Annotated in this window: 25 protein-coding genes and 2 tRNA genes; 15 read left to right on the forward strand and 12 right to left on the reverse strand. The window is 56.5% G+C overall.

What is annotated here, in order from left to right:
• Nucleotides 1–4 precede the first annotated feature (4 nt).
• The 4 genes from ACQG22_RS06700 to pnuC all read left to right on the forward strand — a co-directional run bounded on the left by ACQG22_RS06700 (nucleotide 5) and on the right by pnuC (nucleotide 2,155).
• Nucleotides 5–80 (forward strand) — tRNA-Lys (locus ACQG22_RS06700).
• A 22-nt stretch (nucleotides 81–102) separates the two neighbouring features.
• Nucleotides 103–178, forward strand: a tRNA-Lys gene (locus ACQG22_RS06705).
• A 191-nt stretch (nucleotides 179–369) separates the two neighbouring features.
• Nucleotides 370–1,413: a quinolinate synthase NadA gene (nadA, locus tag ACQG22_RS06710; protein ID WP_045901305.1), complete on the forward strand. Its 1,044-nt coding sequence runs from the start codon at nucleotides 370–372 to the stop codon at nucleotides 1,411–1,413.
• A 22-nt stretch (nucleotides 1,414–1,435) separates the two neighbouring features.
• Nucleotides 1,436–2,155, forward strand: coding sequence for a nicotinamide riboside transporter PnuC (gene pnuC, locus ACQG22_RS06715; protein WP_020685075.1), 720 nt, complete (start codon nucleotides 1,436–1,438; stop codon nucleotides 2,153–2,155).
• Here pnuC and zitB read toward each other — a convergent pair.
• Nucleotides 2,152–3,084: a CDF family zinc transporter ZitB gene (zitB, locus tag ACQG22_RS06720; RefSeq protein WP_013097525.1), complete on the reverse strand. Its 933-nt coding sequence runs from the start codon at nucleotides 3,082–3,084 to the stop codon at nucleotides 2,152–2,154. The genes pnuC and zitB overlap by 4 nt on opposite strands.
• A 106-nt stretch (nucleotides 3,085–3,190) precedes the next feature.
• Nucleotides 3,191–3,568, reverse strand: a complete 378-nt coding sequence (locus tag ACQG22_RS06725; RefSeq protein ID WP_020685076.1) for a YbgS-like family protein — start codon at nucleotides 3,566–3,568, stop codon at nucleotides 3,191–3,193.
• 304 nt (nucleotides 3,569–3,872) lie between these two features.
• Here ACQG22_RS06725 and aroG point away from each other — a divergent pair, with 304 nt between their 5' ends.
• Nucleotides 3,873–4,925: a 3-deoxy-7-phosphoheptulonate synthase AroG gene (gene aroG, locus ACQG22_RS06730; protein ID WP_013097523.1), complete on the forward strand. Its 1,053-nt coding sequence runs from the start codon at nucleotides 3,873–3,875 to the stop codon at nucleotides 4,923–4,925.
• Nucleotides 4,926–4,986: 61 nt separating this feature from the next.
• Here aroG and gpmA read toward each other — a convergent pair whose 3' ends face one another.
• The 7 genes from gpmA to modE form a co-directional block, all read right to left on the reverse strand.
• A complete protein-coding gene (gpmA, locus tag ACQG22_RS06735) occupies nucleotides 4,987–5,739 on the reverse strand; it encodes a 2,3-diphosphoglycerate-dependent phosphoglycerate mutase (protein WP_008501111.1) in 753 nt (250 codons plus the stop codon).
• 220 nt (nucleotides 5,740–5,959) lie between these two features.
• A complete protein-coding gene (galM, locus tag ACQG22_RS06740) occupies nucleotides 5,960–7,003 on the reverse strand; it encodes a galactose-1-epimerase (RefSeq protein ID WP_369706370.1) in 1,044 nt (347 codons plus the stop codon).
• Nucleotides 6,997–8,145: a galactokinase gene (galK, locus tag ACQG22_RS06745; RefSeq protein WP_369706371.1), complete on the reverse strand. Its 1,149-nt coding sequence runs from the start codon at nucleotides 8,143–8,145 to the stop codon at nucleotides 6,997–6,999. Before galK ends, galM begins: the two co-directional genes overlap by 7 nt.
• A gap of 3 nt (nucleotides 8,146–8,148) precedes the next feature.
• Nucleotides 8,149–9,195: a galactose-1-phosphate uridylyltransferase gene (gene galT / locus ACQG22_RS06750; RefSeq protein ID WP_013097520.1), complete on the reverse strand. Its 1,047-nt coding sequence runs from the start codon at nucleotides 9,193–9,195 to the stop codon at nucleotides 8,149–8,151.
• A gap of 9 nt (nucleotides 9,196–9,204) precedes the next feature.
• Nucleotides 9,205–10,221: a UDP-glucose 4-epimerase GalE gene (gene galE / locus ACQG22_RS06755; protein ID WP_023622345.1), complete on the reverse strand. Its 1,017-nt coding sequence runs from the start codon at nucleotides 10,219–10,221 to the stop codon at nucleotides 9,205–9,207.
• A gap of 201 nt (nucleotides 10,222–10,422) precedes the next feature.
• The gene (modF, locus tag ACQG22_RS06760; RefSeq protein WP_369706372.1) at nucleotides 10,423–11,895 is read right to left on the reverse strand and encodes a molybdate ABC transporter ATP-binding protein ModF; all 1,473 of its coding nucleotides are present in this window, start codon (nucleotides 11,893–11,895) and stop codon (nucleotides 10,423–10,425) included.
• A gap of 67 nt (nucleotides 11,896–11,962) precedes the next feature.
• Complete coding sequence (gene modE / locus ACQG22_RS06765) at nucleotides 11,963–12,751, reverse strand: molybdenum-dependent transcriptional regulator (RefSeq protein WP_013097517.1); 789 nt, start codon at nucleotides 12,749–12,751, stop codon at nucleotides 11,963–11,965.
• Nucleotides 12,752–12,880: 129 nt separating this feature from the next.
• Here modE and ACQG22_RS06770 point away from each other — a divergent pair, with 129 nt between their 5' ends.
• The 4 genes from ACQG22_RS06770 to modC all read left to right on the forward strand — a co-directional run bounded on the left by ACQG22_RS06770 (nucleotide 12,881) and on the right by modC (nucleotide 15,732).
• The gene (locus tag ACQG22_RS06770) at nucleotides 12,881–13,030 is read left to right on the forward strand and encodes an AcrZ family multidrug efflux pump-associated protein (RefSeq protein ID WP_013097516.1); all 150 of its coding nucleotides are present in this window, start codon (nucleotides 12,881–12,883) and stop codon (nucleotides 13,028–13,030) included.
• 178 nt (nucleotides 13,031–13,208) lie between these two features.
• Nucleotides 13,209–13,985 (forward strand): molybdate ABC transporter substrate-binding protein, encoded by a 777-nt coding sequence (gene modA / locus ACQG22_RS06775; protein ID WP_013097515.1) that lies wholly within the window; start codon nucleotides 13,209–13,211, stop codon nucleotides 13,983–13,985.
• Nucleotides 13,982–14,671 (forward strand): molybdate ABC transporter permease subunit, encoded by a 690-nt coding sequence (gene modB, locus ACQG22_RS06780; protein WP_013097514.1) that lies wholly within the window; start codon nucleotides 13,982–13,984, stop codon nucleotides 14,669–14,671. The genes modA and modB overlap by 4 nt, the downstream gene beginning before the upstream one ends.
• A 2-nt stretch (nucleotides 14,672–14,673) precedes the next feature.
• Entirely contained in the window at nucleotides 14,674–15,732 is a 1,059-nt protein-coding gene (gene modC, locus ACQG22_RS06785) for a molybdenum ABC transporter ATP-binding protein ModC (protein WP_369706373.1), read from the forward strand.
• Here modC and ACQG22_RS06790 read toward each other — a convergent pair whose 3' ends face one another.
• Nucleotides 15,733–16,551 carry a pyridoxal phosphatase gene (locus ACQG22_RS06790; RefSeq protein ID WP_013097512.1) on the reverse strand — a complete coding sequence of 273 codons (819 nt, stop codon included), beginning with the start codon at nucleotides 16,549–16,551 and terminating at the stop codon, nucleotides 15,733–15,735. It abuts the gene before it with no gap.
• 140 nt (nucleotides 16,552–16,691) lie between these two features.
• Here ACQG22_RS06790 and pgl point away from each other — a divergent pair, with 140 nt between their 5' ends.
• Complete coding sequence (pgl, locus tag ACQG22_RS06795) at nucleotides 16,692–17,687, forward strand: 6-phosphogluconolactonase (RefSeq protein WP_013097511.1); 996 nt, start codon at nucleotides 16,692–16,694, stop codon at nucleotides 17,685–17,687.
• A 106-nt stretch (nucleotides 17,688–17,793) separates the two neighbouring features.
• On the opposite strand, the gene ACQG22_RS06800 is transcribed toward pgl, so the two are convergent.
• The gene (locus ACQG22_RS06800) at nucleotides 17,794–19,077 is read right to left on the reverse strand and encodes a putative acyl-CoA thioester hydrolase (protein ID WP_013097510.1); all 1,284 of its coding nucleotides are present in this window, start codon (nucleotides 19,075–19,077) and stop codon (nucleotides 17,794–17,796) included.
• A 224-nt stretch (nucleotides 19,078–19,301) separates the two neighbouring features.
• On the opposite strand from ACQG22_RS06800, the gene hutI reads away from it, so the two are divergent.
• From hutI to hutH, 5 genes are all read left to right on the forward strand, one after another.
• The gene (hutI, locus tag ACQG22_RS06805; RefSeq protein WP_013097509.1) at nucleotides 19,302–20,522 is read left to right on the forward strand and encodes an imidazolonepropionase; all 1,221 of its coding nucleotides are present in this window, start codon (nucleotides 19,302–19,304) and stop codon (nucleotides 20,520–20,522) included.
• Nucleotides 20,519–21,454 carry a formimidoylglutamase gene (gene hutG / locus ACQG22_RS06810; protein ID WP_369706374.1) on the forward strand — a complete coding sequence of 312 codons (936 nt, stop codon included), beginning with the start codon at nucleotides 20,519–20,521 and terminating at the stop codon, nucleotides 21,452–21,454. The genes hutI and hutG overlap by 4 nt, the downstream gene beginning before the upstream one ends.
• A gap of 19 nt (nucleotides 21,455–21,473) precedes the next feature.
• Nucleotides 21,474–22,208 carry a histidine utilization repressor gene (locus ACQG22_RS06815; protein ID WP_013097507.1) on the forward strand — a complete coding sequence of 245 codons (735 nt, stop codon included), beginning with the start codon at nucleotides 21,474–21,476 and terminating at the stop codon, nucleotides 22,206–22,208.
• A gap of 127 nt (nucleotides 22,209–22,335) precedes the next feature.
• Nucleotides 22,336–24,024 (forward strand): urocanate hydratase, encoded by a 1,689-nt coding sequence (hutU, locus tag ACQG22_RS06820; protein WP_013097506.1) that lies wholly within the window; start codon nucleotides 22,336–22,338, stop codon nucleotides 24,022–24,024.
• Nucleotides 24,021–25,541 (forward strand): histidine ammonia-lyase, encoded by a 1,521-nt coding sequence (gene hutH, locus ACQG22_RS06825; protein WP_038418932.1) that lies wholly within the window; start codon nucleotides 24,021–24,023, stop codon nucleotides 25,539–25,541. The genes hutU and hutH overlap by 4 nt, the downstream gene beginning before the upstream one ends.
• Before the next feature lie 86 nt (nucleotides 25,542–25,627).
• Here hutH and ACQG22_RS06830 read toward each other — a convergent pair whose 3' ends face one another.
• Complete coding sequence (locus ACQG22_RS06830; RefSeq protein ID WP_013097504.1) at nucleotides 25,628–26,104, reverse strand: kinase inhibitor; 477 nt, start codon at nucleotides 26,102–26,104, stop codon at nucleotides 25,628–25,630.
• Nucleotides 26,105–26,109: the final 5 nt, after the last annotated feature.

Genomic DNA, 26,109 nt, shown 5'->3' on the forward strand with positions numbered 1-26,109 from the left:
GAATGGGTCGTTAGCTCAGTTGGTAGAGCAGTTGACTTTTAATCAATTGGTCGCAGGTTCGAATCCTGCACGACCCACCACTTCGAAGAAAAATCCCGCAAGGGGTCGTTAGCTCAGTTGGTAGAGCAGTTGACTTTTAATCAATTGGTCGCAGGTTCGAATCCTGCACGACCCACCAATGTTAAAAAGCGCCCTAAAGGCGCTTTTTTGCTATCTGCGATACAACAAATGCTCCGCACATCTATTCCCGGTGACTTTTCACTCCAGATTCGCTATCTTGTTTAGTATACAAAACACAATTGCCCTGCGTTTTGCTATGTCAGGCAAAAGAAAGGCAATATTGTTAAGCCAGTAAAACGAGAAGCCATAATGAGCGTGATGTTTGATCCTGAAGCCGCAATCTATCCCTTCCCGCCGAAGCCTGTTCCGCTGAACATGGATGAAAAGCAGTTCTACCGTGAGAAAATCAAGCGTCTTCTCAAAGAGCGAGATGCCGTGATGGTGGCACATTACTACACCGACCCGGAAATCCAGCAGCTGGCGGAAGAGACCGGAGGCTGTATTTCTGACTCTCTGGAGATGGCGCGCTTTGGTGCAAAACATCCTGCTTCCACGCTCCTGGTTGCGGGGGTGCGTTTTATGGGGGAAACGGCAAAAATCCTTAGCCCTGAAAAAACCATCCTGATGCCAACGCTGAACGCGGAGTGTTCACTGGATCTCGGCTGTCCGATTGACGAATTCTCGGCCTTCTGCGATGCCCATCCTGACCGGACCGTGGTGGTGTACGCTAATACGTCGGCAGCAGTGAAAGCGCGCGCAGACTGGGTTGTTACGTCGAGCATCGCCGTTGAACTGATTGAGCACCTGGACAGCCTGGGTGAGAAGATTATCTGGGCACCCGACCGCCATCTGGGAAGCTACGTCCAGAAGCAGACCGGGGCAGACGTGCTCTGCTGGCAGGGCGCCTGCATCGTTCATGACGAGTTCAAGACGCAGGCACTGTCCCGCATGAAGGCGCTTTACCCTGACGCCGCTATTCTTGTTCATCCTGAATCACCACAGTCGATTGTCGACATGGCCGATGCCGTGGGTTCAACCAGCCAGCTTATTAATGCTGCCAGAACGTTGCCGCATAAGCAGCTTATCGTGGCGACCGATCGCGGTATCTTCTACAAGATGCAGCAGGCCGTGCCGGAGAAAGAGCTCCTCGAAGCGCCAACCGCAGGCGAGGGGGCCACGTGCCGCAGCTGTGCGCACTGTCCGTGGATGGCGATGAACGGCCTGAAAGCGATTGCCGAAGGGTTAGAAACCGGCGGTGCGGCGCATGAGATCCATGTGGATGCCGCTCTGCGTGAAGGCGCGTTAGTTCCACTTAACCGCATGCTGGATTTTGCGGCTACACTACGTACTTAATTCACTACGTCCCGGGGAAAAGATGGATTTTTTTAGCACACAAAACATTCTGGTACATATACCGATTGGTGCAGGTGGCTATGACCTGTCATGGATTGAGGCCGTTGGCACGCTGGCGGGATTACTCTGTATCTGGCTCGCAAGCCTGGAGAAGATCAGCAATTACGCGTTCGGGCTCATTAACGTTACGCTGTTTGCGATTATCTTCTTCCAGATCCAGCTCTACGCAAGCTTGCTTTTGCAGCTGTTCTTTTTTGCGGCCAATATCTACGGGTGGTACGCGTGGTCGCGGCAGAACAGCCAGCAGGAGGCCGAGCTGCAGATCCGCTGGTTACCCTTGCCGAAAGCCATCGCCTGGTTTGTCGCGTGTGTGGTCGCCATTGGTTTAATGACGGTCTACATCAACCCGGTATTTGCTTTCCTGACCCGCATTGCTGTGGCGGCCATGTCCGGCATCGGGTTACAGGTGACAATGCCTGTGCTTCAGCCGGATGCTTTCCCGTTCTGGGATTCCTGCATGATGGTGTTGTCCATTGCGGCGATGATCCTGATGACCCGTAAATACGTTGAGAACTGGCTGCTGTGGGTCATCATCAATGTCATCAGCGTGGTGATTTTCGCCCTGCAGGGCGTCTATGCGATGTCTCTGGAATATCTGCTGTTGACCTTCATTGCCCTGAACGGAAGCCGGATGTGGATTAACAGCGCGCGTGAGCGAGGCTCTCACGCGCTCTCCAGTTAGTGGTGGTGATGATGTGAATGGTCGGACTGCGCCTCATTCAGGTGGCAATCCGGCCCGTTACAGGGCTGGTACTCCATCTGGATGGTCGCGTGACCAATTTCATAGTGATGTTCAAGAAAGTGCTGGATGCGTTCGAGCAGCGCATCGTGGTCGTGCGGCGGGATCACCTGGACGTGCAACGTCATAACCGGTTTCTCGCCCACCAGCCAGACGTGTACGTGGTGGACGTTACGTACTTCAGGAACTGAACGATGCAGATTACGTTTTAACTCGGCGATATCCACCGAGGCGGGCGCCCCCTCAAGCAACTCATTGACGCTCTCCTTCAATAGCCGCCAGGCGCTGCGTAACACCAGACACGAGACCAGTACAGAAAGAATAGGGTCGACAGGCGTCCAGCCGGTGTAGAGGATCACCAGTGCGGCAACAATGGCTCCCACCGAGCCCAGTAAATCTCCCATCACATGCAGAGCCGCGGCGCGTACGTTAAGGTTCTTTTCGCCACTGCCGCGATGCAAAATCCAGAAGGCCAGAAGATTGGCAAGCAGCCCCGCCACGGCGATCGCCATCATTGTCATCCCGGCGACCGGCTGAGGGTGTCTGAAGCGCTGAATGGCCTCCCAGACGATAAGAAGGGTAATGACCACCAGCGCAATCGCATTAACAAACGCGGCAAGCGTCGTCAGCCTCAGCCAGCCGAACGTATGGCGTGCATTAGGAGGACGACGGGCAAACTGTACGGCCAGGAGGGCAAAAAGCAGCGCTGCTGCATCGGTAAGCATATGTCCGGCGTCAGCCAGCAGCGCCAGGGAGCCGGAGATCAAACCGCCGATGACCTCAATAATCATGAAGGTGGCGGTAACGCCGAAGGCCAGCAGCAGGCGTTTAGCGTTGTCGTCGCCGGAGGCGTGGGAATGTGTGTGAGCCATGTTATCTTTCCTGATTCGTTATTGTTATTAGTGTAGCGTTTTTAATAAGTTACTCAAAAAGAAAGGAGAGCCTGAGCTCTCCTTTCGCAGTTAAATCAATAACCGGTTACTGGGTTGTACCATCCGTTTTGGTATTGGCATCATCGCCCACTTTGTCATTCGCGTCCGGGCAACGGCCGTCTTTACACATTGTGTTTTTGTGAACCTCATCCTTGCTCATATTGTCATGATTCATGGTGCCTGAGTCGGTACCATCAGGGTGCAGCATCGTGCCGCCGGTATTCGTGTTCCCGTTATTAATTTGGCTGTTATCGACATTGTTCGGGGCGACATTCTGTTTGGCATCAGGGGCCACCTGGCCTGCTGACGCAGCCGCGTTAGCATCGCCGTTACCCGATGAGCTCGTTTCAGCCGCAAGAACGCTGCCGCTTGCCAGGGTGAGGGTTGCCGTCAGGAAGAGAGTTGCCAGTTTCGTCATTTTCATCATGGTGCTCCTGTTCTTGTCGTTACGCTGGATAACATTCTCCAACAGTGCATCTTTTTCAGAGGCGAAAGATCCCGCCAGACGGACTTACGTCAGTAGGGAATCGCGTTTAATAAAGCAAAAATGGTTGTTACAGTTAAAAAGCTTAGGTTAGATCTCGTTTTTCGCTATTTTGTGGCGATTTTTAGGCGAATTCCAGGAATTATCTGCGTGAAGTGTAAAACCGTGTTTACACTTCCTGGTCGACAAGATAGATTGAAAGGATTGCTTTCATTACTAAAGATATGGCAGAGCTGGAAAGAAGATGAATTATCAGAACGACGATTTACGCATTAAAGAGATCAATGAGTTATTACCTCCTGTAGCACTCCTTGAGAAATTCCCCGCCACTGAAAATGCCGCAAACACGGTTTCTCATGCTCGTAAAGCGATCCACAAGATCCTGAAAGGTAATGACGATCGTCTTCTGGTGGTGATTGGCCCGTGCTCTATCCACGATCCTGCTGCGGCAAAAGAGTATGCCGCGAGACTGCTTAAGCTGCGCGAAGAGCTTAAAGATGAGCTGGAAATTGTGATGCGCGTGTACTTTGAAAAGCCGCGCACCACCGTTGGCTGGAAAGGGCTGATTAACGATCCGCATATGGACAACAGCTTCCAGATTAACGACGGCCTGCGTATTGCGCGCAAGCTGCTGCTGGAGATTAACGACAGTGGCCTGCCAGCCGCCGGTGAGTTCCTGGATATGATTACGCCACAATATCTGGCAGACCTGATGAGCTGGGGCGCCATTGGCGCGCGTACCACTGAATCTCAGGTTCATCGTGAACTGGCGTCCGGCCTCTCTTGCCCGGTGGGTTTTAAAAACGGTACCGATGGCACCATCAAAGTCGCTATTGATGCCATCAATGCGGCAGGGGCACCACACTGCTTCCTGTCCGTGACCAAATGGGGTCACTCTGCCATTGTTAACACCAGCGGTAACGGTGACTGCCATATCATTCTGCGCGGCGGTAAAGAGCCTAACTACAGCGCAAAACATGTCGCAGAGGTGAAGGTCGGGCTGGAAAAAGCGGGGCTGCCGCCTCAGGTGATGATCGACTTCAGCCACGCCAACTCCAGCAAGCAGTTTAAAAAGCAGATGGAAGTTGGCGCAGATGTTTGTCAGCAGATTGCTGGCGGCGAGAAAGCGGTGATTGGGGTGATGATTGAAAGCCATCTGGTTGAGGGTAACCAGAACCTCGAAGGCAGCGAGCCGCTGGTCTATGGCAAGAGCGTGACGGATGCCTGCATTGGCTGGGAAGATACCGACGCCATCCTGCGTCAGCTGGCGAATGCGGTAAAAGCCCGTCGCGGTTGATTCTTCCGGCTCAAATAAAAAAGCGCGGAAGGCTCCGCGCTTTTTTTATGTCCGGCGAAAATTACTTCGCTTTACCCTGGTTCGCAACAGCCGCGGCTTTCGCTGCGATCTCATCCGCGTTACCCAGATAGTAGTGTTTGATTGGCTTGAAGTTTTCGTCGAACTCATACACCAGCGGTACGCCAGTTGGGATGTTCAGTTCGAGGATCTCGTCTTCACCCATGTTGTCCAGGTATTTCACCAGCGCGCGCAGGGAGTTACCGTGAGCGGCGATGATCACGCGCTCACCGCTTTTCAGGCGTGGCAGAATGGTTTCGTTCCAGTAAGGAACAACGCGGTCAATGGTCAGCGCCAGGCTCTCGGTGGTTGGCAGCTCAGCGTCGGTCAGTTTCGCGTAACGCGGGTCGTGGCCCGGATAGCGCTCGTCATCTTTGGTCAGCTCTGGTGGGGTTACCGCGAAGCCGCGACGCCACTGTTTAACCTGCTCGTCACCGTATTTCTCAGCGGTTTCAGCTTTGTTCAGACCCTGCAGCGCACCGTAGTGACGCTCGTTCAGTTTCCAGGATTTCTCAACCGGCAGCCAGGCCTGATCCAGCTCGTCCAGCACGTTCCACAGGGTGTGGATGGCACGTTTCAGCACAGAGGTGTAAGCAAAATCAAAGCTGAAGCCTTCTTCTTTCAGCAGTTTACCTGCTGCTTTTGCTTCGCTTACGCCTTTCTCAGACAGATCAACGTCGTACCAACCGGTGAAGCGGTTTTCGTTGTTCCACTGGCTTTCGCCGTGGCGCACCAGAACCAGCTTAGTAATAGCCATCTCTTACTCCTCAAGCATTTTTAGAATGATAACAATTCTCATTATATTGCCGTGGCCGTGCCAGCAGCAACGCTTAACCCTAACCATAGCGAAAATAGTCTCTGAGTGTAAGGTGCTTGTGAATCCAGGGTTATGATTTTGTCTGCGATTGGCGCTATTTTCAGCAAGGCGTGCAGAAAAAAGCCCTCCAGGGGAGGGCTGACGATGTTGCGGCCGGAGGTTAACCGTGCGGAGTAAAATGATACTCGGTGACGCTGACGTACTCTTCACCCGGGCGCAGCACACAGTCCGGCTGTGGCCATTCGGGATGGTTCGGGCTGTCCGGCAGGAACTCGCTTTCCAGCGCCAGACCTTGCCAGTCGCTGTACTCGCCGTGCTCACGTGCGGTTGTCCCGCCAAGATAGTTACCGGAGTAGAATTGCAGGGCAGGGGCGCTGGTGTAGACCGTCATCTGCAGTTTTTCATCCGCAGACCAGACCTGTGCAGCAGGCTGTTTCACATCGCCTTGTGCCTGCAGCAGGAACGCGTGGTCGTAACCTTTCACCTTGCGCTGATCGTCATCGCTCAGGAAATCCTGGGCGATAGATTTTGAGTTGCGGAAGTCAAAGCTGGTACCTTCCACGGGCTTCAGCCCCTGATACGGAATGCCCATCTCGTCCACCGGCAAATAGGCATCCGCAAGGATCTGCAGCTTATGGTTACGCACATCGCACTGATTACCGTCCAGATTGAAGTAGGCGTGGTTGGTCAGGTTGACCGGACACGGCTTATCGGCCGTCGCACGGTATTCAATGGCGATACGGTTGTCGTCGGTCAGCGTAAAGCGTGCAAACGCGGTAAGGTTACCCGGGAATCCCTGGTCGCCATCCAGCGAGTCAAGTGAAAACAGCACTTCCCGGTCGTTTTGCTGGACAATTTTCCAGCGGCGTTTGTCAAATCCTTCCGGTCCACCATGCAGCTGGTTCTCACCCTGGCTTGGCAGCAACGTGTAGCGAACACCGTCGAGCTCAAAACGGCTTTTCGCAATGCGGTTCGCATAGCGCCCGACGGACGCGCCAAGATAGGCGGCCTGGTTGATATACTGCTCAGGCGACGCGCAGCCGAGAAGGGTTTCGCGCACGCTGCCGTCTGGCATTGGTACGCGGGCGGAAAGTAGGGTGGCACCCCAGTCCATGAGCGTAACAACCATCCCCGCGCTGTTGCGCAGGGTTAACAGGCGATACGGCAGACCATCCGGTGCGAGGGTTGGCGTTTCGTTTAGCACTGTCCGGCTCCTTGTGATGCTTTACAAACATAGAACGTTTCTTTAATGCCCGTTTTGGCTTCGTACTGTTTCTCCACCGCCGACTGGACGGCCGGGACGAGATCTTCCGGCACCAGAGCGACGATGCAGCCACCAAAACCACCGCCCGTCATGCGTACACCGCCTTTATCGCCGATGACCGCTTTGACAATCTCCACCAGGGTGTCGATTTGCGGAACGGTGATTTCGAAGTCATCGCGCATGGAGGCGTGGGACTCAGCCATCAGTTCCCCCATACGTTTCAGGTCTCCTTTTGCCAGCGCGGAAGCGGCTTCAACGGTTCGGGCGTTTTCGGTCAGCACATGACGAACGCGTTTTGCCACTACCGGATCCAGCTCGTGCGCCACTTTGTTGAATTCATCAAGCGTCACGTCGCGCAGGGCCGGCTGCTGGAAGAAGCGTGCGCCGGTTTCGCACTGCTCGCGGCGGGTGTTGTACTCGCTGCCCACCAGCGTACGTTTAAAGTTGCTGTTGATAATCACGACCGCGGCACCCTTTGGCAGGGGAACGGCTTTGGTTCCAAGCGTTCGGCAGTCAATCAGTAACGCATGCTCTTTTTTGCCCAGCGCGGAGATAAGCTGGTCCATGATGCCGCAGTTGCAGCCCACAAACTGATTCTCCGCTTCCTGGCCGTTCAGTGCGATTTGCGCCCCGTCCAGCGGCAGATGGTACAGCTGCTGGAAGACGGTTCCCACCGCCACTTCCAGGGATGCCGACGAGCTTAAACCGGCCCCTTGTGGCACGTTGCCGCTGATGACGAGATCTGCACCGCCAAAATTCTTGTTACGCTTTTGCAGATGTTTCACCACGCCGCGCACATAGTTGGACCACTGCTGGCTGTCGTGGATAACAATCGGGGCATCGAAGGAAAACTCGTCCACCTCATTACCGTAATCCGCCGCAATCACGCGCACTTTGTGGTCATCGCGCTTTGCGCAGGCGATCACCGTCTGGTAATCAATGGCACAGGGCAGAACAAAACCGTCGTTGTAGTCGGTGTGTTCACCAATCAGGTTTACGCGGCCAGGTGCCTGGATAACGTGGGTGGCAGGGTAGCCAAATTTTTCAGCAAACAGGGATTGTGTTTTATCTTTCAGACTCATTTATTAGACTCCTGATTCGCGATAATGGACATCGCTAACGGCACGCAGGCGTTCTGCGGCCTGTTCTGCCGTCAGGTCACGCTGGGTTTCCGCCAGCATTTCATAGCCCACCATAAATTTACGCACCGTCGCAGAACGCAGCAGCGGCGGATAGAAATGGGCATGCAACTGCCAGTGTTGATTCTCTTCGCCGTTAAACGGTGCGCCGTGCCAGCCCATTGAGTACGGGAAGGAGCACTGGAACAGATTGTCGTAACGGCTGGTCAGCTTTTTCAGCGCCAGCGCAAGATCGTCACGCTGTGCGTCGCTGAGATCCGTAATGCGCTGAACATGTGCTTTAGGCAGCAGCAGCGTTTCAAAGGGCCACGCCGCCCAGTACGGTACAACGGCCAGCCAGTGTTCCGTTTCGACCACAGTACGGCTACCGTCGGCCAGTTCACGCCGGGTGTAGTCCACCAGCATCGGGGAGCCGTTTTCCGCGTAATAGGCTTTTTGCAGGCGATCTTCTCGTTCGGCTTCGTTGGGCAGGAAACTGTTCGCCCAGATCTGCCCGTGTGGATGCGGGTTAGAGCAGCCCATCGCGGCGCCTTTATTTTCGAATACCTGCACCCACGGATAAGTCTGGCCCAGCTCCGCAGTTTGTGCCTGCCAGGTGCTCACCACCTCTTTCAGCGCATCAACGCTAAGCTCCGGTAGCGTTTTGCTGTGATCGGGCGAGAAGCAGATCACGCGGCTGGTTCCCCGGGCGCTTTCACAACGCATCAGCGGATCATCGCTCTGCGGCGCGTCCGGCGTGTCGGTCATGAGCGCGGCAAAATCGTTGGTGAAAACGAAGGTGCCTTTGTAGTCCGGGTTTTTATCTCCCGTTACGCGGGTGTTGCCCGGACACAGGAAGCAGTCCGGGTCGTGCTGTGGCAGCGTCTGTTTTGCAGGCGTCTCTTGCGCCCCCTGCCAGGGGCGCTTGGCGCGATGCGGAGACACCAAAATCCATTGCCCGCTAAGCGGGTTAAAACGACGATGCGGATGATCGACGGGATTGAATGAAGTCATGACGGATCCTTAGTCCGGATAACCTTGTGGGTGGCGAGACTGCCAGTGCCAGGTATCCTGTGCCATTTCATCCAGCGTGCGGGTAACACGCCAGTTAAGCTCTTTATCGGCTTTGGTTGCATCTGCCCAGTATGCCGGGAGGTCTCCTTCGCGGCGGGGGGCGAAGTGATAGTTGACCGGCTTACCGCAGGCTTTGCTGAAGGCGTTAACCACATCCAGCACGCTGCTGCCAATACCGGCGCCGAGGTTGTAAATATGCACGCCCGGTTTGTCGGCCAACTGCTGCATTGCTGCCACGTGGCCGTCGGCCAGATCCATAACGTGGATGTAATCACGCACGCCGGTGCCATCTTCGGTTGGGTAGTCATTGCCGAACACCGCCAGCGACTCGCGGCGGCCCACCGCCACCTGTGCGATATACGGCATCAGGTTATTTGGAATACCCTGCGGATCTTCACCCATATCGCCTGACGGATGGGCGCCGACCGGGTTGAAGTAGCGCAGCAGGGCGATGCTCCACTCCGGCTGTGCTTTTTGCAGGTCGGTCAGGATCTGTTCCACCATCAGTTTGCTTTTGCCGTACGGGCTTTGTGGCGTACCGGTGGGGAAGCTTTCAACGTAAGGAATTTTGGGCTGGTCGCCGTAGACGGTGGCGGATGAGCTAAAGATGAAGTTTTTGACGTTCGCCGCGCGCATGGCGGAGATAAGACGCAGGGTACCGTTGACGTTGTTGTCGTAATACTCAAGCGGCTTCGCGACCGACTCACCGACCGCTTTCAGGCCAGCGAAGTGGATCACCGTTTCAATGGCATGGTCGTGGAGGATCTCGGTCATCAACGCTTCATTGCGGATGTCACCTTCGACGAAAGTCGGCTGTTTTCCGCCAAGACGTTCAATCACAGGCAGCACGCTGCGCTTACTATTGCACAGGTTGTCGAGGATGATGACATCATGACCGTTTTGCAGCAGTTGCACACAGGTATGACTTCCTATGTAACCGCTACCACCTGTTACCAGAACTCGCATATTTCGCTCCATTAGGCTTATGGTATGTAATAACCATAGCATAACAGAGACGTGAAAAGTGTGACATGGGATAAATTAGTGGAATCGTTTACACTGTTTTTCAAACCCGCTTTTTTTTGATCCAGTCGCATTGTAGATCAAAGAGATAAAGAAGTATCACTGCAGGTTATCTGAAAAGCGGAGGGCGGCGCCCTCCGGAAGTTAATCGATTTTGCTCAGCAGGTAGCGATAGTGCTCACCGTCCGGGATAAACTCCAGACGGTGCGTGATGCAGGCCGGTGCGTCTTCAGCATGATGTGAGACAAACAGTAACTGGGTCTCACCTTCGCCAATCAGCACATCCACAAAGCGACGGATCAGCTGGCGGTTCAGCGGATCCAGCCCCTGAAGCGGCTCATCGAGGATCAGCAGCGTCGGGTGTTTCACCAGCGCCCGGACGATCAATGCCAGACGCTGCTGCCCCCAGGACAGACTGTGAAACGGCGCGTCAGCGACCCGGTTGTCCATCCCCAGAATATCCAGCCACTGCTGGGCCAGCTTGTGCTGTTTGTCCGATACCGCCTGATAAATACCGATGGAATCAAAGTACCCGGAGAGGATCACATTGCGTACGGTGGTGCTGACCCGGTAATCCAGATGCAGGCTGCTGCTGACATAGCCGATATGCTTTTTGATATCCCAGATGGTTTCACCGCTTCCGCGACGGCGGCCAAACAGGGTCAAATCGTTACTGTAGCCCTGCGGGTGATCGCCGGTGATCAGACTCAGCAGCGTCGATTTCCCCGCGCCGTTGGGACCGACAATCTGCCAGTGTTCGCCCGGATTAACCGTCCAGCTGAGATGATTCAGGATCGGACGATCGTCATAAGAGACCACCCCGTCACGCAGCACAATCCGCGGCTGATTGGGATCTAAAGCGAGACGTACCGAAGGGGCGTCGGGTTCGGGCAGGGTAATGCCGTCGAGCTTTTCGCTGTGCGCCAGTTGGGCAATCAACGCCTGCTTCAGTAGTACCGATTTTTCGCCGGTTTCGGTAAGGCTGCAGTCCGCCAGCACCCCGGCGTTCTGCACAAAATCCGGGATTTCATCAAAACGGTTAAGCACCAGCACAAGGGTGTAGCCCTGCTGGTTAAGCGAGGCCAGCAGGTCCGCCAGCTGGGCGCGGGACTGCACGTCCAGACCGTCGAACGGCTCATCCAGGATTAACAGCTCAGGTTCACTCATCAGCGCCTGGCAGAGCAGCGTTTTACGCGTCTCGCCGGTAGAAAGGTATTTGAAGCGGCGGTTGAGAAGGGCGGTGATGCCAAACTGCTCCGCCAGCTGCTGACAACGGGCGGGATTGTTGACTTCATCCAGAATAATTTCTGCCGTTGTGCGGCCCGTGTCTTCTTCGCCCGGGCTGAGGAGGTCCGTATTGTTACGCTGCCATTCATCGCTCACCAGCTTCTGCAGCTGTTCAAACGACAGGCGCGTCGTACGCGTAAAATGGCTCTGGCGTTCTCCTTTAAGCAGGATGAGCTCTCCGGCCAGCGCCCGGGCCAGCGCGGACTTGCCGCTTCCGTTGGTGCCCACAAATGCCCAGCTTTCACCCGCATGGAGTGTTAAATCTGGCAGCGTCAGCGTTCGGGTATCGCCAAGACGAAACGTACCTTGCGAAATATGCAATGATGACATGATTTATCCCATTTTTTGCAGCATCAGATGTCAGGGATACTCACTGTCGACACGCTTGTCAATCCGCTCAGCACAATGTGGCGATAATTACCCGGTCTGCGTTGAAATATGCGGTGACTACAGCACCTTCTTCTAATTCGTGCGCCTCGCTCAGGGCAACCGTCGCGCACAGCACCTGGCCGTCCGGCAGGGTCATCAGGACCTCACACTGCGCTTCACCACGTTCAATGCGCTGGATGGTGCCCTGCAGCTGGTTGTCTGCCGCTTTGGCGCGTTCGGCATCGCGCGTCACTGCGACCCACGGCGCTTTCAGCAACACCAGCACCTCCTTGCCTTCATCCAGCCCCAGACGCTCTCCGCTTTGGGCGGTAATCGCGGCTTTCAGGCGGGTGGTGCCGTCGGCAAGCAGGATCTCGATATGTTGCTGCACCTGCCCGTTATCGCGCGCGGTGACCGTGCCAAACCACTGGTTGCGGGCGCTGGTCTGGAGTGAGAAGCGAGAAATGGCGGCTAACAGGCTGTCCAGCGGGAGGTTATCATCGTCACTTAGCACATCGAACGCTTTCTGCTGGATCTGGGCCAGCAGGTCATAAAGCTGAATCAGACGCTGGCCGTAGCGGGTCAGCACGGCGCCACCGCCCCCTTTGCCGCCCGTGGCTCGCTCAACCAGCATCTGCTCGCTCAGGGTATTCATGTCGTTGATCGCGTCCCAGGCGCTTTTATAACTAATGCCCGCGTTCTTTGCCCCCTGGCTTATTGAACCCGTTTGTTCTATTTGTTTAAGCAGGGCGATACGTCGCGGATCGGCGAAAAGCTTCTGCTGAAGTCGTAGGGTAAGGAGAATTTCAGCCTGCATAACGGAGTGTCCTGACAAAAGGGCTATTGTGAACCAAATGGCACAGGGCGCAAAGGGGACCGCACAAAAGGGGATGTTTTTCTTACTTTTCAGGGTAGAATAAGCCGTCCACAATATCTGGAGAAAACCATGTTAGAGTTGTTGAAAAGTCTGGTATTCGCCGTGATCATGGTACCAGTAGTGATGGCCATCATCCTCGGTGCCATCTACGGCCTGGGTGAAGTGTTCAACGTCTTTTCGAACATTGGTCACAGAGACCGCGCTAAAAAGCAGCACTGATTCCCCACATAACGCCCGGCTTGCCCGGGCGTTTTGCTCTCAAGTATTTTTCGTCATCGCCGATATGATTTAAAGCATCCGGTAATTGTACCTCTTGATCGGTACGATTTAACGCTGGGATATCTCCGGCGTTGTCGTTATATTATTGCGTATATAACGAAACTCACAGGAGCTACAGATGGCACGTACAGGGTTACGCTTTTTCGCAGGGGCAACGCTGGCACTTTCGCTGACCGGACACGCGCTGGCCGACGAAGGTAAAATTACGGTTTTTGCGGCGGCGTCGCTGACGAATGCGATGCAGGATATTGCTGCTGCGTATAAAAAAGAGAAGAACGTCGACGTCGTCTCCTCTTTCGCGTCTTCTTCTACACTGGCGCGCCAGATAGAAGCGGGGGCACCGGCCGATCTGTTCATCTCTGCCGATCAGAAATGGATGGATTACGCCGTTGAGAAGAAAGCCGTGGATACAACAACCCGCGAAACGCTGCTGGGGAATAGCCTTGTCGTGGTCGCGCCAAAAGCCAGTCCGCAGGGTGACATCACCATCAACAAAGAGACTCACTGGACGCGTCTTCTGAACGGTGGCCGGCTGGCAGTGGGCGATCCGGACCATGTACCGGCTGGGATTTACGCGAAAGAGGCCCTGCAGAAACTGGGCGCGTGGCAGACACTGTCATCAGATCTGGCGCCGGCGGAAGACGTACGCGGTGCGCTGGCGCTGGTGGAGCGCAATGAGGCTCCGCTGGGCATTGTCTACGGCTCGGATGCCGTTGCCAGCAAGGGGGTCAAAGTGGTTGGCACGTTCCCGGAAGACGCCCACAAGAAAGTGGAATATCCTGTTGCGATTGTTGATGGACATAAAAATGCGACCGTGACGGCCTTCCAGGCGTACCTGAAGGGGCCGGAAGCGTCCGCAATCTTTAAACGTTATGGATTTACGACTCACGAATGATATTGACCGATCCTGAATGGCAGGCTGTACTGCTGAGCCTGAAAGTCTCTTCCCTGGCGGTTGCGCTAAGTTTGCCCTTTGGGATCTTTTTTGCCTGGTTGCTGGTGCGCTGTAAGTTTCCCGGCAAAGCGCTACTTGACAGCGTTCTCCATCTTCCGCTGGTATTGCCGCCCGTCGTGGTGGGATATCTGCTGCTGGTGTCCATGGGCCGACGCGGGTTTATCGGCCAATGGCTGTACGACTGGTTCGGGCTGACCTTTGCCTTTAGCTGGCGCGGTGCGGTGCTGGCCGCGGCGGTGATGTCATTTCCGCTGATGGTGAGGGCTATCCGCCTGGCGCTGGAAGGGGTGGATATCAAACTGGAACAGGCCGCCCGCACGCTGGGTGCCGGGCGCTGGCGCGTCTTTTTCACCATTACGCTACCGCTCACGCTGCCGGGCATTATTGTCGGTACGGTACTGGCCTTTGCCCGTTCGCTGGGTGAATTCGGTGCCACCATTACCTTTGTTTCGAACATCCCCGGTGAAACGCGGACGATCCCTTCGGCCATGTATACGCTGATACAGACGCCAGGTGGCGAAGGTGCTGCGGCGCGTCTGTGTGTTATCTCAATTGTGCTGGCGCTGATATCGCTGCTGGTCTCTGAATGGCTGGCGCGACTCAGCCGCGAGCGGATGGGGAAATAGTTATGCTGGAACTCCATTTCACCCAGACGCTGGGAAACCACACCCTTACACTGGACGAGACGCTGCCTGCCACCGGCATCACCGCCATCTTTGGGGTCTCCGGCGCCGGGAAAACCTCGCTCATTAATGCGATCGGTGGCCTGACACGTCCTCAGGCAGGGCGCATTGTGGTGAATAATCGCGTCCTGAATGACGTTGAAAACAAGATTTACCTGACGCCGGATAAACGGCGTATTGGCTATGTGTTTCAGGATGCGCGGTTATTCCCGCACTACAGCGTGCGCGGGAATCTGCGTTACGGCATGGCCAAAAGCATGGCCGCGCAGTTTGACAAGCTGGTGGCGCTGCTGGGCATTGAGCCACTGCTTGACCGGTTGCCTTCCTCGCTCTCCGGCGGTGAGAAACAGCGGGTGGCGATAGGGCGCGCGTTGCTCACCGCCCCCGAACTCCTGCTGCTTGATGAGCCGCTGGCCTCGCTGGATATTCCGCGTAAACGTGAACTCCTGCCGTATCTCCAGCGCCTGGCGCGTGAAATCAAGATCCCGATGCTGTACGTCAGCCACTCCCTGGATGAAATTCTGCATCTGGCGGATAACGTACTGGTGCTGGAAAACGGCAGCGTAAAGGCGTTTGGCAATCTTGAAGAGGTCTGGGGCAGTAGCGTCATGCACCCGTGGCTGCCCCGGGAGCAGCAGAGCAGTATCCTGAAGGTGAGCGTGCTGGAGCACCACCCGCATTACGCGATGACCGCCCTGGCATTGGGCGACCAGCACCTGTGGGTGAATAAAATCGACACGCCCCTGCAGTCGGCGCTGCGTATTCGTATTCAGGCGTCGGATGTCTCTCTGGTTTTACAGCCTCCGCTGCAGACCAGTATCCGAAATATCCTGCGCGCGAAGGTCGCCGAGTGTTTTGATGATAACGGTCAGGTAGAGGTGCAGCTTGAGGTGGGGAGCAGGACGCTCTGGGCACGGATCAGTCCGTGGGCCAGGGATGAGTTAGGGATCAAATCTGGCCTGTGGCTTTACGCGCAAATCAAGAGCGTCTCCATTACCACCTGATTACAGCAGGTGGGTATAAATATACTGCGCGATGCTGTCGGTGGTGTTATCGCCAATCACCACGTTAGCGCGCGCTTTCACCGCGTCATCGGCATTGCCCATTGCCACGCCCGTTCCGGCGGCTTCCAGCATGCTGATGTCGTTGTAGTTATCGCCAAAGGCGATTACATCCTGCATTGACCACCCCTGAGACTCCACGAACTGCGTCAGGCGTTTACCTTTGCTGTTGCCTTTACGGGCAATATCCACCTGGTCATGCCAGGACCATTCGCACTCCAGACCCAGCGCCTGTTCAACGTGTTTCGCGAAGGTATTCAGTTTGGTGGTATCTTCATCGGTCAACGCGAATTTCCAGATAGCCTCAACATCCTGAGCCGCCTGGCGCAGGGAAGAGACCTGGGTAAAGACCGGACGCTGCGCTTCTGGCAGAGACAGAGCCCAGTTGGTGGTGCGGATAACGTGGCCGGTCGGGCGCTCATAGACCATCGCATTATCGACATACATCAGGCCGTGGATCGCATGTTCATCCAGCAGATCTATTAACTGCAATGCCTGGGGAACCGGCAGCGGGTCGGATTCTAAAACCTTTTTTGCTTGATAATCATACAAATAAGTGCCATTACAACAAATTGCAGGTGTATCTAACGCCAGTGCCTGATAAAAAGGGTGAATGGCAACGTGATGTCGACCCGTTACGATAAGGAGTTGATAACCCACTTCCTGCGCGCGTTTAAGCGCTTGAAGGGAGGAGGGGAGAAGGGTTTTTTGCGGCGTCAGTAAGGTACCGTCTAAATCCAGAGCAATCACACGCGAGGTCATTTGTTTTTCCGGGTTAATATTGAATTTACGATCTGATGGGATGGTACACCGAGAGGCGAACGCGTCAAAATTCCCGTCGACAATTCAGCATTCACCGTCAAAAGTTAACTACTTTCATGCGCAGTGAGGAGTGAATATTCATGAAACAAACCGTTTATACCGCCAGTCCTGAAAGCCAGCAGATCCACGTCTGGCGTTTAAATGCCGAGGGGACCCTCACGCTGGTGCAGGTTGTTGATGTGCCAGGTCAGGTACAACCAATGGCGATCAGCCCGGATAAACGTTTCTTGTACGTGGGTGTGCGCCCGGAGTTTCGCGTGCTGGCCTACCGCATCTCTCCGGATGACGGCGCGCTGACTTACACTGCGGAAGCGCCATTGCCGGGTAGTCCAACCCACATCTCAACCGATCGCCAGGGCAACTTTGTTTTCAGCGGCTCCTATAACGCGGGCTGTGTCAGCGTGACGCGTCTGGAAGAGGGCATTCCGGTCGAAACCGTGGATGTGGTTGAAGGGCTGGAAGGCTGCCACTCGGCGAATATCTCCCCGGACAACCGCACGCTGTGGGTACCGGCGCTGAAGCAGGATCGTATCTGCCTGTTTACCCTGAGCGACGATGGTCACCTGGTGGCGCAGAATCCGGCTGAAGTGACCACTGTAGAGGGGGCAGGCCCGCGTCATATGGTCTTCCATCCAAACCAACAGTACGCCTACGTGGTCAACGAGCTGAACAGTTCAGTGGACGTCTGGGAACTGAAAGATCCTAACGGGCAGATTGAGTGCGTGCAGACGCTGGATATGATGCCGTCTGACTTCTCGGATACCCGCTGGGCGGCGGATATTCACATTACGCCGGATGGTCGCCATCTCTACGCCTGTGACCGTACTTCCAGCCTGATCACCATCTTTAGCGTCTCGGAAGACGGCAGCGTGCTGGCAGTAGAAGGCTTCCAGCCGACGGAAACGCAGCCGCGTGGCTTTAATATCGATCACAGCGGTAAATACCTGATTGCAGCGGGGCAGAAGTCTCACCACATCGCGCTGTACGAAATCAAAGGCGAGCAGGGCCTGCTGGAAGAGAAAGGGCGCTATGCGGTAGGCCAGGGGCCAATGTGGGTAGTGGTTAACGCTCACTAAGCGGCTTAAAACAAAAAACCTCGCGAACGCGAGGTTTTTTTATGCCCGATGGTACTGCATTAACGGACAGGCCGGGTAAGGCGAAGCCGCCACCCGGCAAAACAGATTACTGCTTCGGCTCAGCAACCACTTTGCTACCCAGACCGCGGTTGTTGTATTCCCACATGCGGTTGAAGTTAGCGTCGTTCAGGTTGCGCTGCACGTTTCCTTTATCGTCCACGGAACCGGTATTGCCGGAGAATGGACGTTTGGAGATGGCGGCGTCAGCCCATGGTTTTGCCACGTTGAAACCTTCGTTGATAACGCTGTCGCGGATCACAACCTGACCGTTGGTTGCAGAGTCCACGTCCAGGGAGCGACCCAGCTGCGCCACGCCGTCACCGGAGGCGTTGAAGCGGCTGTTGACGGCGAGGAAGCCGTAGAACAGGTTAGACTGTGTCGCTGGCGCAAAGACATAACCTTCCTGCTGGGTACGTGAGTTCACGACGCGGAAATCGGTGTTATCAAATACCACCGCGCCACGACCGGAGACCATATCCACATCACCTTCGATGTAGCTGTTGGTCACCAGCGTACGGGTCAGACGGTTATTCTGCAGGGTGTTCTGTACGCCGCTGTTGGTCACGAAGAAGGTGTTCTGACGACCCAGAATATTCACGTTGTTGATCTGCACTTTGTCGCCATCGCTACGCAGCGCCACGGCCTGGTGGTTACCCGCATCAGCGCTGTCGCCCAGGGTGTTCTGAATGGTCAGGTTCTGCAGTTGCAGACCGTTGTTCTGAGACCAGACGACCGCAGAACACATCACGCCAATGGTAGCGGCACGCTTGCTCTGGCAGTTATCAAACATATACCAGGCTGGTTTGCCCGGCATGTATTTACCCGCCGGGTTGACCAGGTGACGCCAGGTGGTGCTGTCCATTTCGGAATCAATCGCCAGACCAATTTTAACGTCGATGGCTTTTTCGCCCAGACCGTAAAGGGTGATGCTGCCCGGTGCTGCCGGAATGTAAACGGTACCTTCATATTCACCTGGCATGATCGCGATGTACTGGCGAGATGCGCTGTGTTTGGTGATGGCAGCGTCAACCGCAGCCTGAATAGAGGTATGCGTCACGCCCTGCGCCCCTGCCGGACCCACAACAAAGTTTGGCTGCTTCGGCAGGTTAATAGAAGACGGCGTCCACGGCGCAGCGTTTGGATCCATCGCGGAGAAGTAGTGCGCGCGATCGAAGTTTTTCGCTTCATCAGCGGACAAAATCGGACGGGACGCGGTGCCTGGCGCGACCTGCTCAGAAGGTCGCTGATCCGGTGGCGTTGAACTGCATGCGGATAATGTCACGCCAAAGGCGAGTGCCAACGCCAGACGGGAAATCCTGGAAATGTTCAAGGTGAAGCTCCTGGGTATGCAAGTCTTAAACGAGATAGACGAAATAGCCTGCTTTTTTATACTAAGTTGAGCGAAACGGGAAGATAAAAAGGGGAAAAGTTGCATTTTTCGCCCGCAGGGGGCGGGAAAGTCGTCACAAATAAATAACATTTTCATAAAGGCGGTTGACAGCAGCCAGCAGATGAAAATAAATGTCTATACAACCCATGACAAGTGAAAGGCTTATGCTGCAACTTCATCCCGACGATGTGATATGGCGAAATGCGCGACTGGCGACAATGGTTCCTGGTGAAGAATCTTATGGCCTGCAAGCGCATCATGCCCTTGTGGTGCGCGGTCAAACCCTTCTGGCCGTTATTCCTGAAGCAGACCTCCCTTCCGGGCATGATAAATGCGTCGATCTCGGTGGACGCCTGGTCACGCCGGGTCTTATCGACTGCCATACCCACCTGGTGTTTGGCGGCAATCGCGCGGCGGAGTGGGAGCAGCGTCTCAACGGTGTCTCCTATCAGACCATCAGCGCACAGGGGGGCGGAATTAACGCCACCGTCTCGGCAACCCGCGACAGTTCGCCGGAAAATTTGCTTACACTGGCGCAGCAGCGGCTGGAGCGGTTAATGAATGAAGGGGTGACCACCCTGGAAATCAAATCCGGCTACGGTCTTAACGCCGCGGCTGAAGAAAAAATGCTGCAGGTCGCACGCCAGCTCAGCCTGAGTAATCCGGTTGAGATCAGCCCAACCCTGCTGGCGGCACATGCGGTTCCGGCGGAATACCGCCACGATCCAGACGCGTACCTTACCCTGGTGTGCGAGCAGATCATGCCCGAACTGTGGCAAAAAGGGCTGTTCGAAGCGGTGGATGTTTTTTGTGAAAACGTCGGCTTCACGCCAGCACAAACCGAGCGGCTTTTCCTGGCCGCCCGCGCACGGGATATTCCGGTGAAAGGGCACGTGGAGCAACTTTCTAACCTGGGCGGTGCGGCGCTGGTCAGCCGATTTAAAGGGTTATCTGCCGATCATATCGAATACCTGGATGAGAAGGGTGTTCAGGCCATGGCGCAAAGCGGCACGGTTGCGGTACTGCTGCCCGGCGCGTTCTATTTTCTTCAGGAGCGTCAGCGTCCACCGGTTGAACAGCTCCGGGCGCAGGGCGTACCGATGGCGGTCGCCACGGATTACAACCCTGGCACCAGCCCGTTCGCGAGCATTCATCTGGCCATGAACATGGCCTGCGTACAGTTTGGCCTGACGCCTGAAGAGGCCTGGGCTGGCGTCACGCGGCACGCCGCGCAGGCGCTGGGGCGTGGAACAACGCACGGGCAGTTAAAGGCCGGTTTCATGGCTGATTTTATCGTCTGGGATGCAGACCATCCGGTAGAAATGGTTTACGAGCCGGGACGCAATCCGCTGTATCAACGCATTTTCCGGGGGGAGGCAGTATGAGTTGGCAGCCCGTTGCTAAGACCGTCTGGCAGGGGCGCGACGACAGCGCCGAGGCCAGCAACGCAAAACGTATTTTTCAGACCATACGCCAGCCGTCGCAATTTACCCCGGTTTCATCCGCGATTGCGCTGATAGGCTTTGCCTGTGATGAAGGAGTAAGGCGTAATCAGGGCAGGCAGGGGGCGGCGCAGGCTCCCGACGTGCTGCGTAAGGCGCTGGCGAACATGGCAACGCATTCCGGCCACGAACGGCTGGTGGACATGGGGTCGGTTTACGTTGAGGATGACCAACTGGAAGAGGGCCAACAGGCACTGAGCGTTGCCGTGGTCACCTGTCAGCAGGCTGGCATGCGTACGCTGGTGTTGGGCGGCGGACACGAGACCGCCTGGGCCCACGGCCGTGGTATTCTTGAGGCGTTCCCGAATGAGCGCGTGGCGGTCATCAACCTGGATGCGCATCTTGATTTGCGCAAGGCCGAACGGGCCACCTCCGGCACCCCGTTTCGTCAGCTGGCGAACTACTGTGCTGACCATGCGCGGGAATTTCAGTACGCCTGTTTTGGCGTCAGCCGCGCGGCGAACACCCAGGCGCTGTTTGACGAGGCTGAACGGCTTAACGCCACGCTGGTGGACGATCTGCATTTCCACCGGGATGCGCTACCAGCGCTGGAACAGGTGCTGGCGCAGGCCGATCGTGTTTACCTCACCATTGATCTGGACGTTCTGCCCGCAGCCGAGATGCCCGCCGTGTCAGCCCCCGCGGCGTTAGGCGTGCCTGCGCGGGATCTCCTGCCCGCGATAGAGCGCATTTGCCGTAGCGGAAAACTGCAGGCCGCCGATCTGGTAGAATTTAACCCTCACTACGATCGGGACGGACAGGGGGCGAAGCTTGCCGCCCGTCTGGCCTGGCAAATTGCTCACTGGTGGGCATAACAACATTTAAGGAGTCACGATGTTCTCACGCTCACCTCAGCCGCCGTCCGGCTCTCCCGCGCCTTTCTACGAAAAGGTGAAGCAGACGATCAGCGAAAAAATCGCCACCGGCGTCTGGCGGCCGCATGACCGCATTCCCTCTGAAGCCGATCTGGTGGCGCAGTTTGGTTTTAGCCGGATGACCATCAACCGGGCGTTACGCGAGCTAACCGACGAAGGCCTGCTGGTGCGTCTGCAGGGGGTCGGGACGTTTGTGGCGGAGCCAAAAGGACAATCGGCGCTGTTTGAAATCCGCAGCATTGCGGACGAGATAGCGTCGCGAAACCATCAGCACCACTGCGAAGTGCTGGTGCTTGAAGAGACGCAGGCCAGCGCCGAGCAGGCTGCGGTACTGAACGTCAAGGAGGGAACCCGGATCTTCCATTCCGTAATGGTGCATTTCGAAAATGACGTGCCGGTGCAGATTGAGGATCGCTGCGTAAACGCCGAACGGATACCGGACTATCTGGACCAGGATTACACTCAAACCACGCCGCATGCCTTTCTCTCGCTTGTCGCACCGCTGACGGAAGGGGAGCACATTGTGGAAGCGGTGCGCGCGACGCCGCAGGAGTGCGAGCTGCTGCGTATCAAAGAGCACGATCCCTGCCTGCTGATCCGCCGCCGCACCTGGTCATCCGCGCAGATTGTGTCGCATGCAAGACTGCTATTCCCCGGTAGCCGCTATCGGTTGCAGGGCCACTTTATGTCATAAGTTTTAAAAGCGTGATAGCTAACGCAATATAACAAAATTGTATCTTTTTTGTTAAATCTGACCTTGTGTGTGCTTGTCTATACAAGTATATCTAAATGCATCATCTGTCCCGTATGAGGAGCACACAATGTCGTCAGGTAAATACCGTCAGCAGGATGTCCGCGCCGCGCGCGGCACCACCCTTACCGCTAAAAGCTGGCTCACCGAAGCACCACTGCGCATGTTGATGAACAACCTTGATCCTGAGGTTGCGGAAAACCCCCACGAACTGGTGGTGTACGGCGGCATTGGCCGCGCCGCGCGCAACTGGGAGTGCTATGACGCCATTGTTAAGGCCCTGACCGAACTGGAACACGACGAAACCCTGCTGGTGCAATCCGGCAAGCCGGTCGGCGTGTTTAAAACCCACAAAAACGCGCCGCGCGTTTTGATTGCCAACTCTAACCTGGTCCCACACTGGGCGACCTGGGAACACTTTAACGAACTGGATGCCAAAGGGCTGGCGATGTATGGCCAGATGACCGCGGGTAGCTGGATCTACATTGGCAGCCAGGGGATTGTGCAGGGCACCTATGAAACCTTCGTCGAAGCCGGTCGTCAGCACTACAACGGCTCGCTGAAAGGCCGCTGGGTACTGACCGCGGGTCTGGGTGGCATGGGCGGTGCACAGCCGCTGGCCGCGACGCTGGCTGGCGCCTGCTCGCTGAACATTGAATGCCAGCAGAGCCGCATCGATTTCCGTCTGCGTACCCGCTATGTTGACGAACAGGCCGACAGCCTCGATGACGCGCTGGCGCGTATCAAAAAATACACCGCGGAAGGTAAAGCGGTATCGATAGCGTTGTGCGGCAACGCGGCAGAGATCCTGCCGGAACTCGTGGCCCGTGGCGTTCGCCCTGACCTCGTCACCGACCAGACCAGCGCCCACGATCCGCTGCACGGCTATCTGCCAAAAGGCTGGACGTGGGAAGCCTACCAGCAAAAAGCCGAAACCGATCCTGAAGGCACGGTACTGGCCGCTAAGCGTTCGATGGCAGAACACGTCTCCGCCATGCTGGCGTTCAGCGAGATGGGCATTCCGACCTTCGATTACGGCAACAACATCCGCCAGATGGCAAAAGAGATGGGCGTCAGCAACGCCTTTGATTTCCCGGGATTTGTCCCAGCCTATATTCGTCCGCTGTTCTGTCGCGGTATCGGCCCGTTCCGCTGGGTGGCCCTGTCCGGCGACCCGGAAGATATCTACAAAACCGATGCCAAAGTGAAGGAAATTGTCGCGGACGATGAACACCTGCACCACTGGCTGGATATGGCCCGCGAGCGCATTAACTTCCAGGGCTTGCCGGCGCGTATCTGCTGGGTCGGGCTGGCGTGGCGGCAAAAGCTGGGTCTGGCTTTTAACGAAATGGTGCGCAGCGGCGAAGTGTCAGCCCCGATTGTGATTGGTCGCGACCATCTGGATTCTGGCTCCGTCGCCAGCCCGAACCGTGAAACCGAAGCCATGCGCGACGGCTCAGACGCGGTCTCCGACTGGCCGCTGCTGAATGCCTTACTCAACACCGCCAGCGGCGCGACCTGGGTATCGCTGCACCACGGTGGCGGCGTGGGAATGGGCTTCTCCCAGCATTCCGGGATGGTTATCGTCTGTGACGGAACGGATGAAGCCGCCGCGCGTATCGCACGCGTGCTGCACAACGACCCGGCAACCGGCGTGATGCGTCACGCAGATGCGGGTTACGAGATTGCTATTGAATGTGCCACAGAGCAGGGACTTAACCTGCCGATGATCCCTGCCACACAAGGAAAGCATGAATGAACGCGTTAACACTCACTCCCGGCTCGCTCACGCTCAAACAGCTGCGTCATGTCTGGCGTCAGCCGGTCACGCTTTCGCTGGATGAAAGCGCCCATGCCGCCATTAACGACAGCGTGGCCTGCGTTGAAGCCATTATTGCCGAGGGGCGTACCGCCTACGGTATCAACACCGGTTTTGGTCTGCTGGCGCAGACGCGCATTGCCACGCACGATCTGGAAAATCTCCAGCGTTCGCTGGTGCTTTCCCATGCCGCAGGCGTTGGCCAGCCGCTGGACGACGAGATTGTCCGTCTGATGATGGTGCTCAAAATTAACAGTCTGGCGCGCGGCTTTTCCGGCATTCGTCTGAGCGTGATCCAGGCCCTGATAGCGCTGGTGAACGCGGAAGTCTATCCGTGGATCCCCGCCAAAGGCTCCGTTGGCGCCTCCGGCGATCTCGCCCCGCTGGCGCATATGTCGCTGCTGTTGTTGGGGGAAGGTCAGGCGCGCTGGCAGGGAGAGTGGCTCCCGGCAAAAGAGGCGCTGAAAAAGGCCGGATTAGCGCCAATCACCCTTGCGGCAAAAGAGGGGCTGGCGCTGCTTAACGGCACGCAGGCCTCCACGGCCTTTGCGCTGCGCGGTCTGTTTGAAGCTGAAGATCTGTTCGCCTCGGCCGTGGTGTGCGGTGCGCTGACCACGGAGGCGGTACTGGGCTCGCGTCGTCCGTTTGACGCGCGTATTCATGACGTACGTGGCCAGCGCGGGCAAATTGACGCTGCCGCGATGTATCGCCATCTGCTGACGGAGACCAGTGAGATTGCTGATTCGCACCATAACTGTGACAAGGTACAGGATCCGTACTCGCTGCGCTGTCAGCCGCAGGTGATGGGCGCGTGTCTGACGCAGCTGCGCCAGGCCGCAGAAGTGCTGCTGGTGGAAGCCAACGCGGTGTCCGATAACCCGCTGGTGTTCGCCCAGGAAAACGAGGTGGTCTCCGGTGGTAACTTCCACGCCGAGCCCGTGGCGATGGCGGCGGATAACATCGCGCTGGCGATTGCCGAAGTGGGCGCCTTGTCCGAGCGGCGAATTGCGCTGATGATGGATAAGCATATGTCCCAGCTGCCACCGTTCCTGGTGCGCAACGGCGGGGTGAATTCAGGCTTTATGATTGCCCAGGTGACGGCCGCAGCGCTGGCGAGCGAAAACAAAGCGCTGTCGCATCCGCACAGCGTGGACAGCCTGCCAACCTCTGCCAACCAGGAAGATCACGTCTCAATGGCTCCGGCAGCCGGACGTCGTCTGTGGGAAATGGCCGCCAATACCCGTGGCGTGCTGGCAGTGGAATGGCTGGCGGCGTGTCAGGGGATCGATCTGCGTGAAGGGCTGAAGTCCAGCCCGCTGCTGGAGCAGGCACGTCATGCGCTGCGTGAGCACGTATCGCATTACGATGATGACCGCTTCTTTGCGCCGGATATTGATAAGGCGATGCAGCTTCTGGAAGAGGGGCGTCTGGTGGGGTTGCTGCCTTCGGTGCTGTGATTTTTTTGCCCGGTGGCGCTGCGCTTACCGGGCCTACGAATCCGAAATGTAGGCCGGGTAAGGCGTAGCCGCCACCCGGCTTTTTTTTACGAATACATCGCCGTAATCGACGCGCTCTCCAGCGAATGGAAATGCACATTAAACCCTACCATCGCGCCGCTCGCCCCTTCGTCGACCTCAATCTTCTCTACATCCAGCGCGTGAACCGTGAAGATATAGCGGTGCGTTTCCCCTTTTGGCGGCGCTGCGCCACCGTAACCGGCTTTCCCAAAATCGGTGCGCGTCTGAATGGCGCCTTCCGGCAGGGCGACCAGGTCGGAGCCGGAACCCTGCGGCAGAACGCGCGTATCGGCGGGCAGGTTGGCCACAACCCAGTGCCACCAGCCGGAGCCGGTCGGCGCATCCGGGTCGTAGCAGGTGACCACAAAGCTTTTGGTGCCCGCCGGCACATCGTCCCATGCCAGATGCGGAGAGATATTATCTCCCTGATACCCCATCCCGTTGAAGACGTGGCGTTCAGGCAGTTTTTCGCCGTCGCGCAGATCTTTACTGATGATTTTCATACGGT

This window comes from Enterobacter cloacae complex sp. 309I3, from assembly GCF_050031595.1.
Taxonomy (GTDB): Bacteria; Pseudomonadota; Gammaproteobacteria; order Enterobacterales; family Enterobacteriaceae; genus Enterobacter; species Enterobacter cloacae.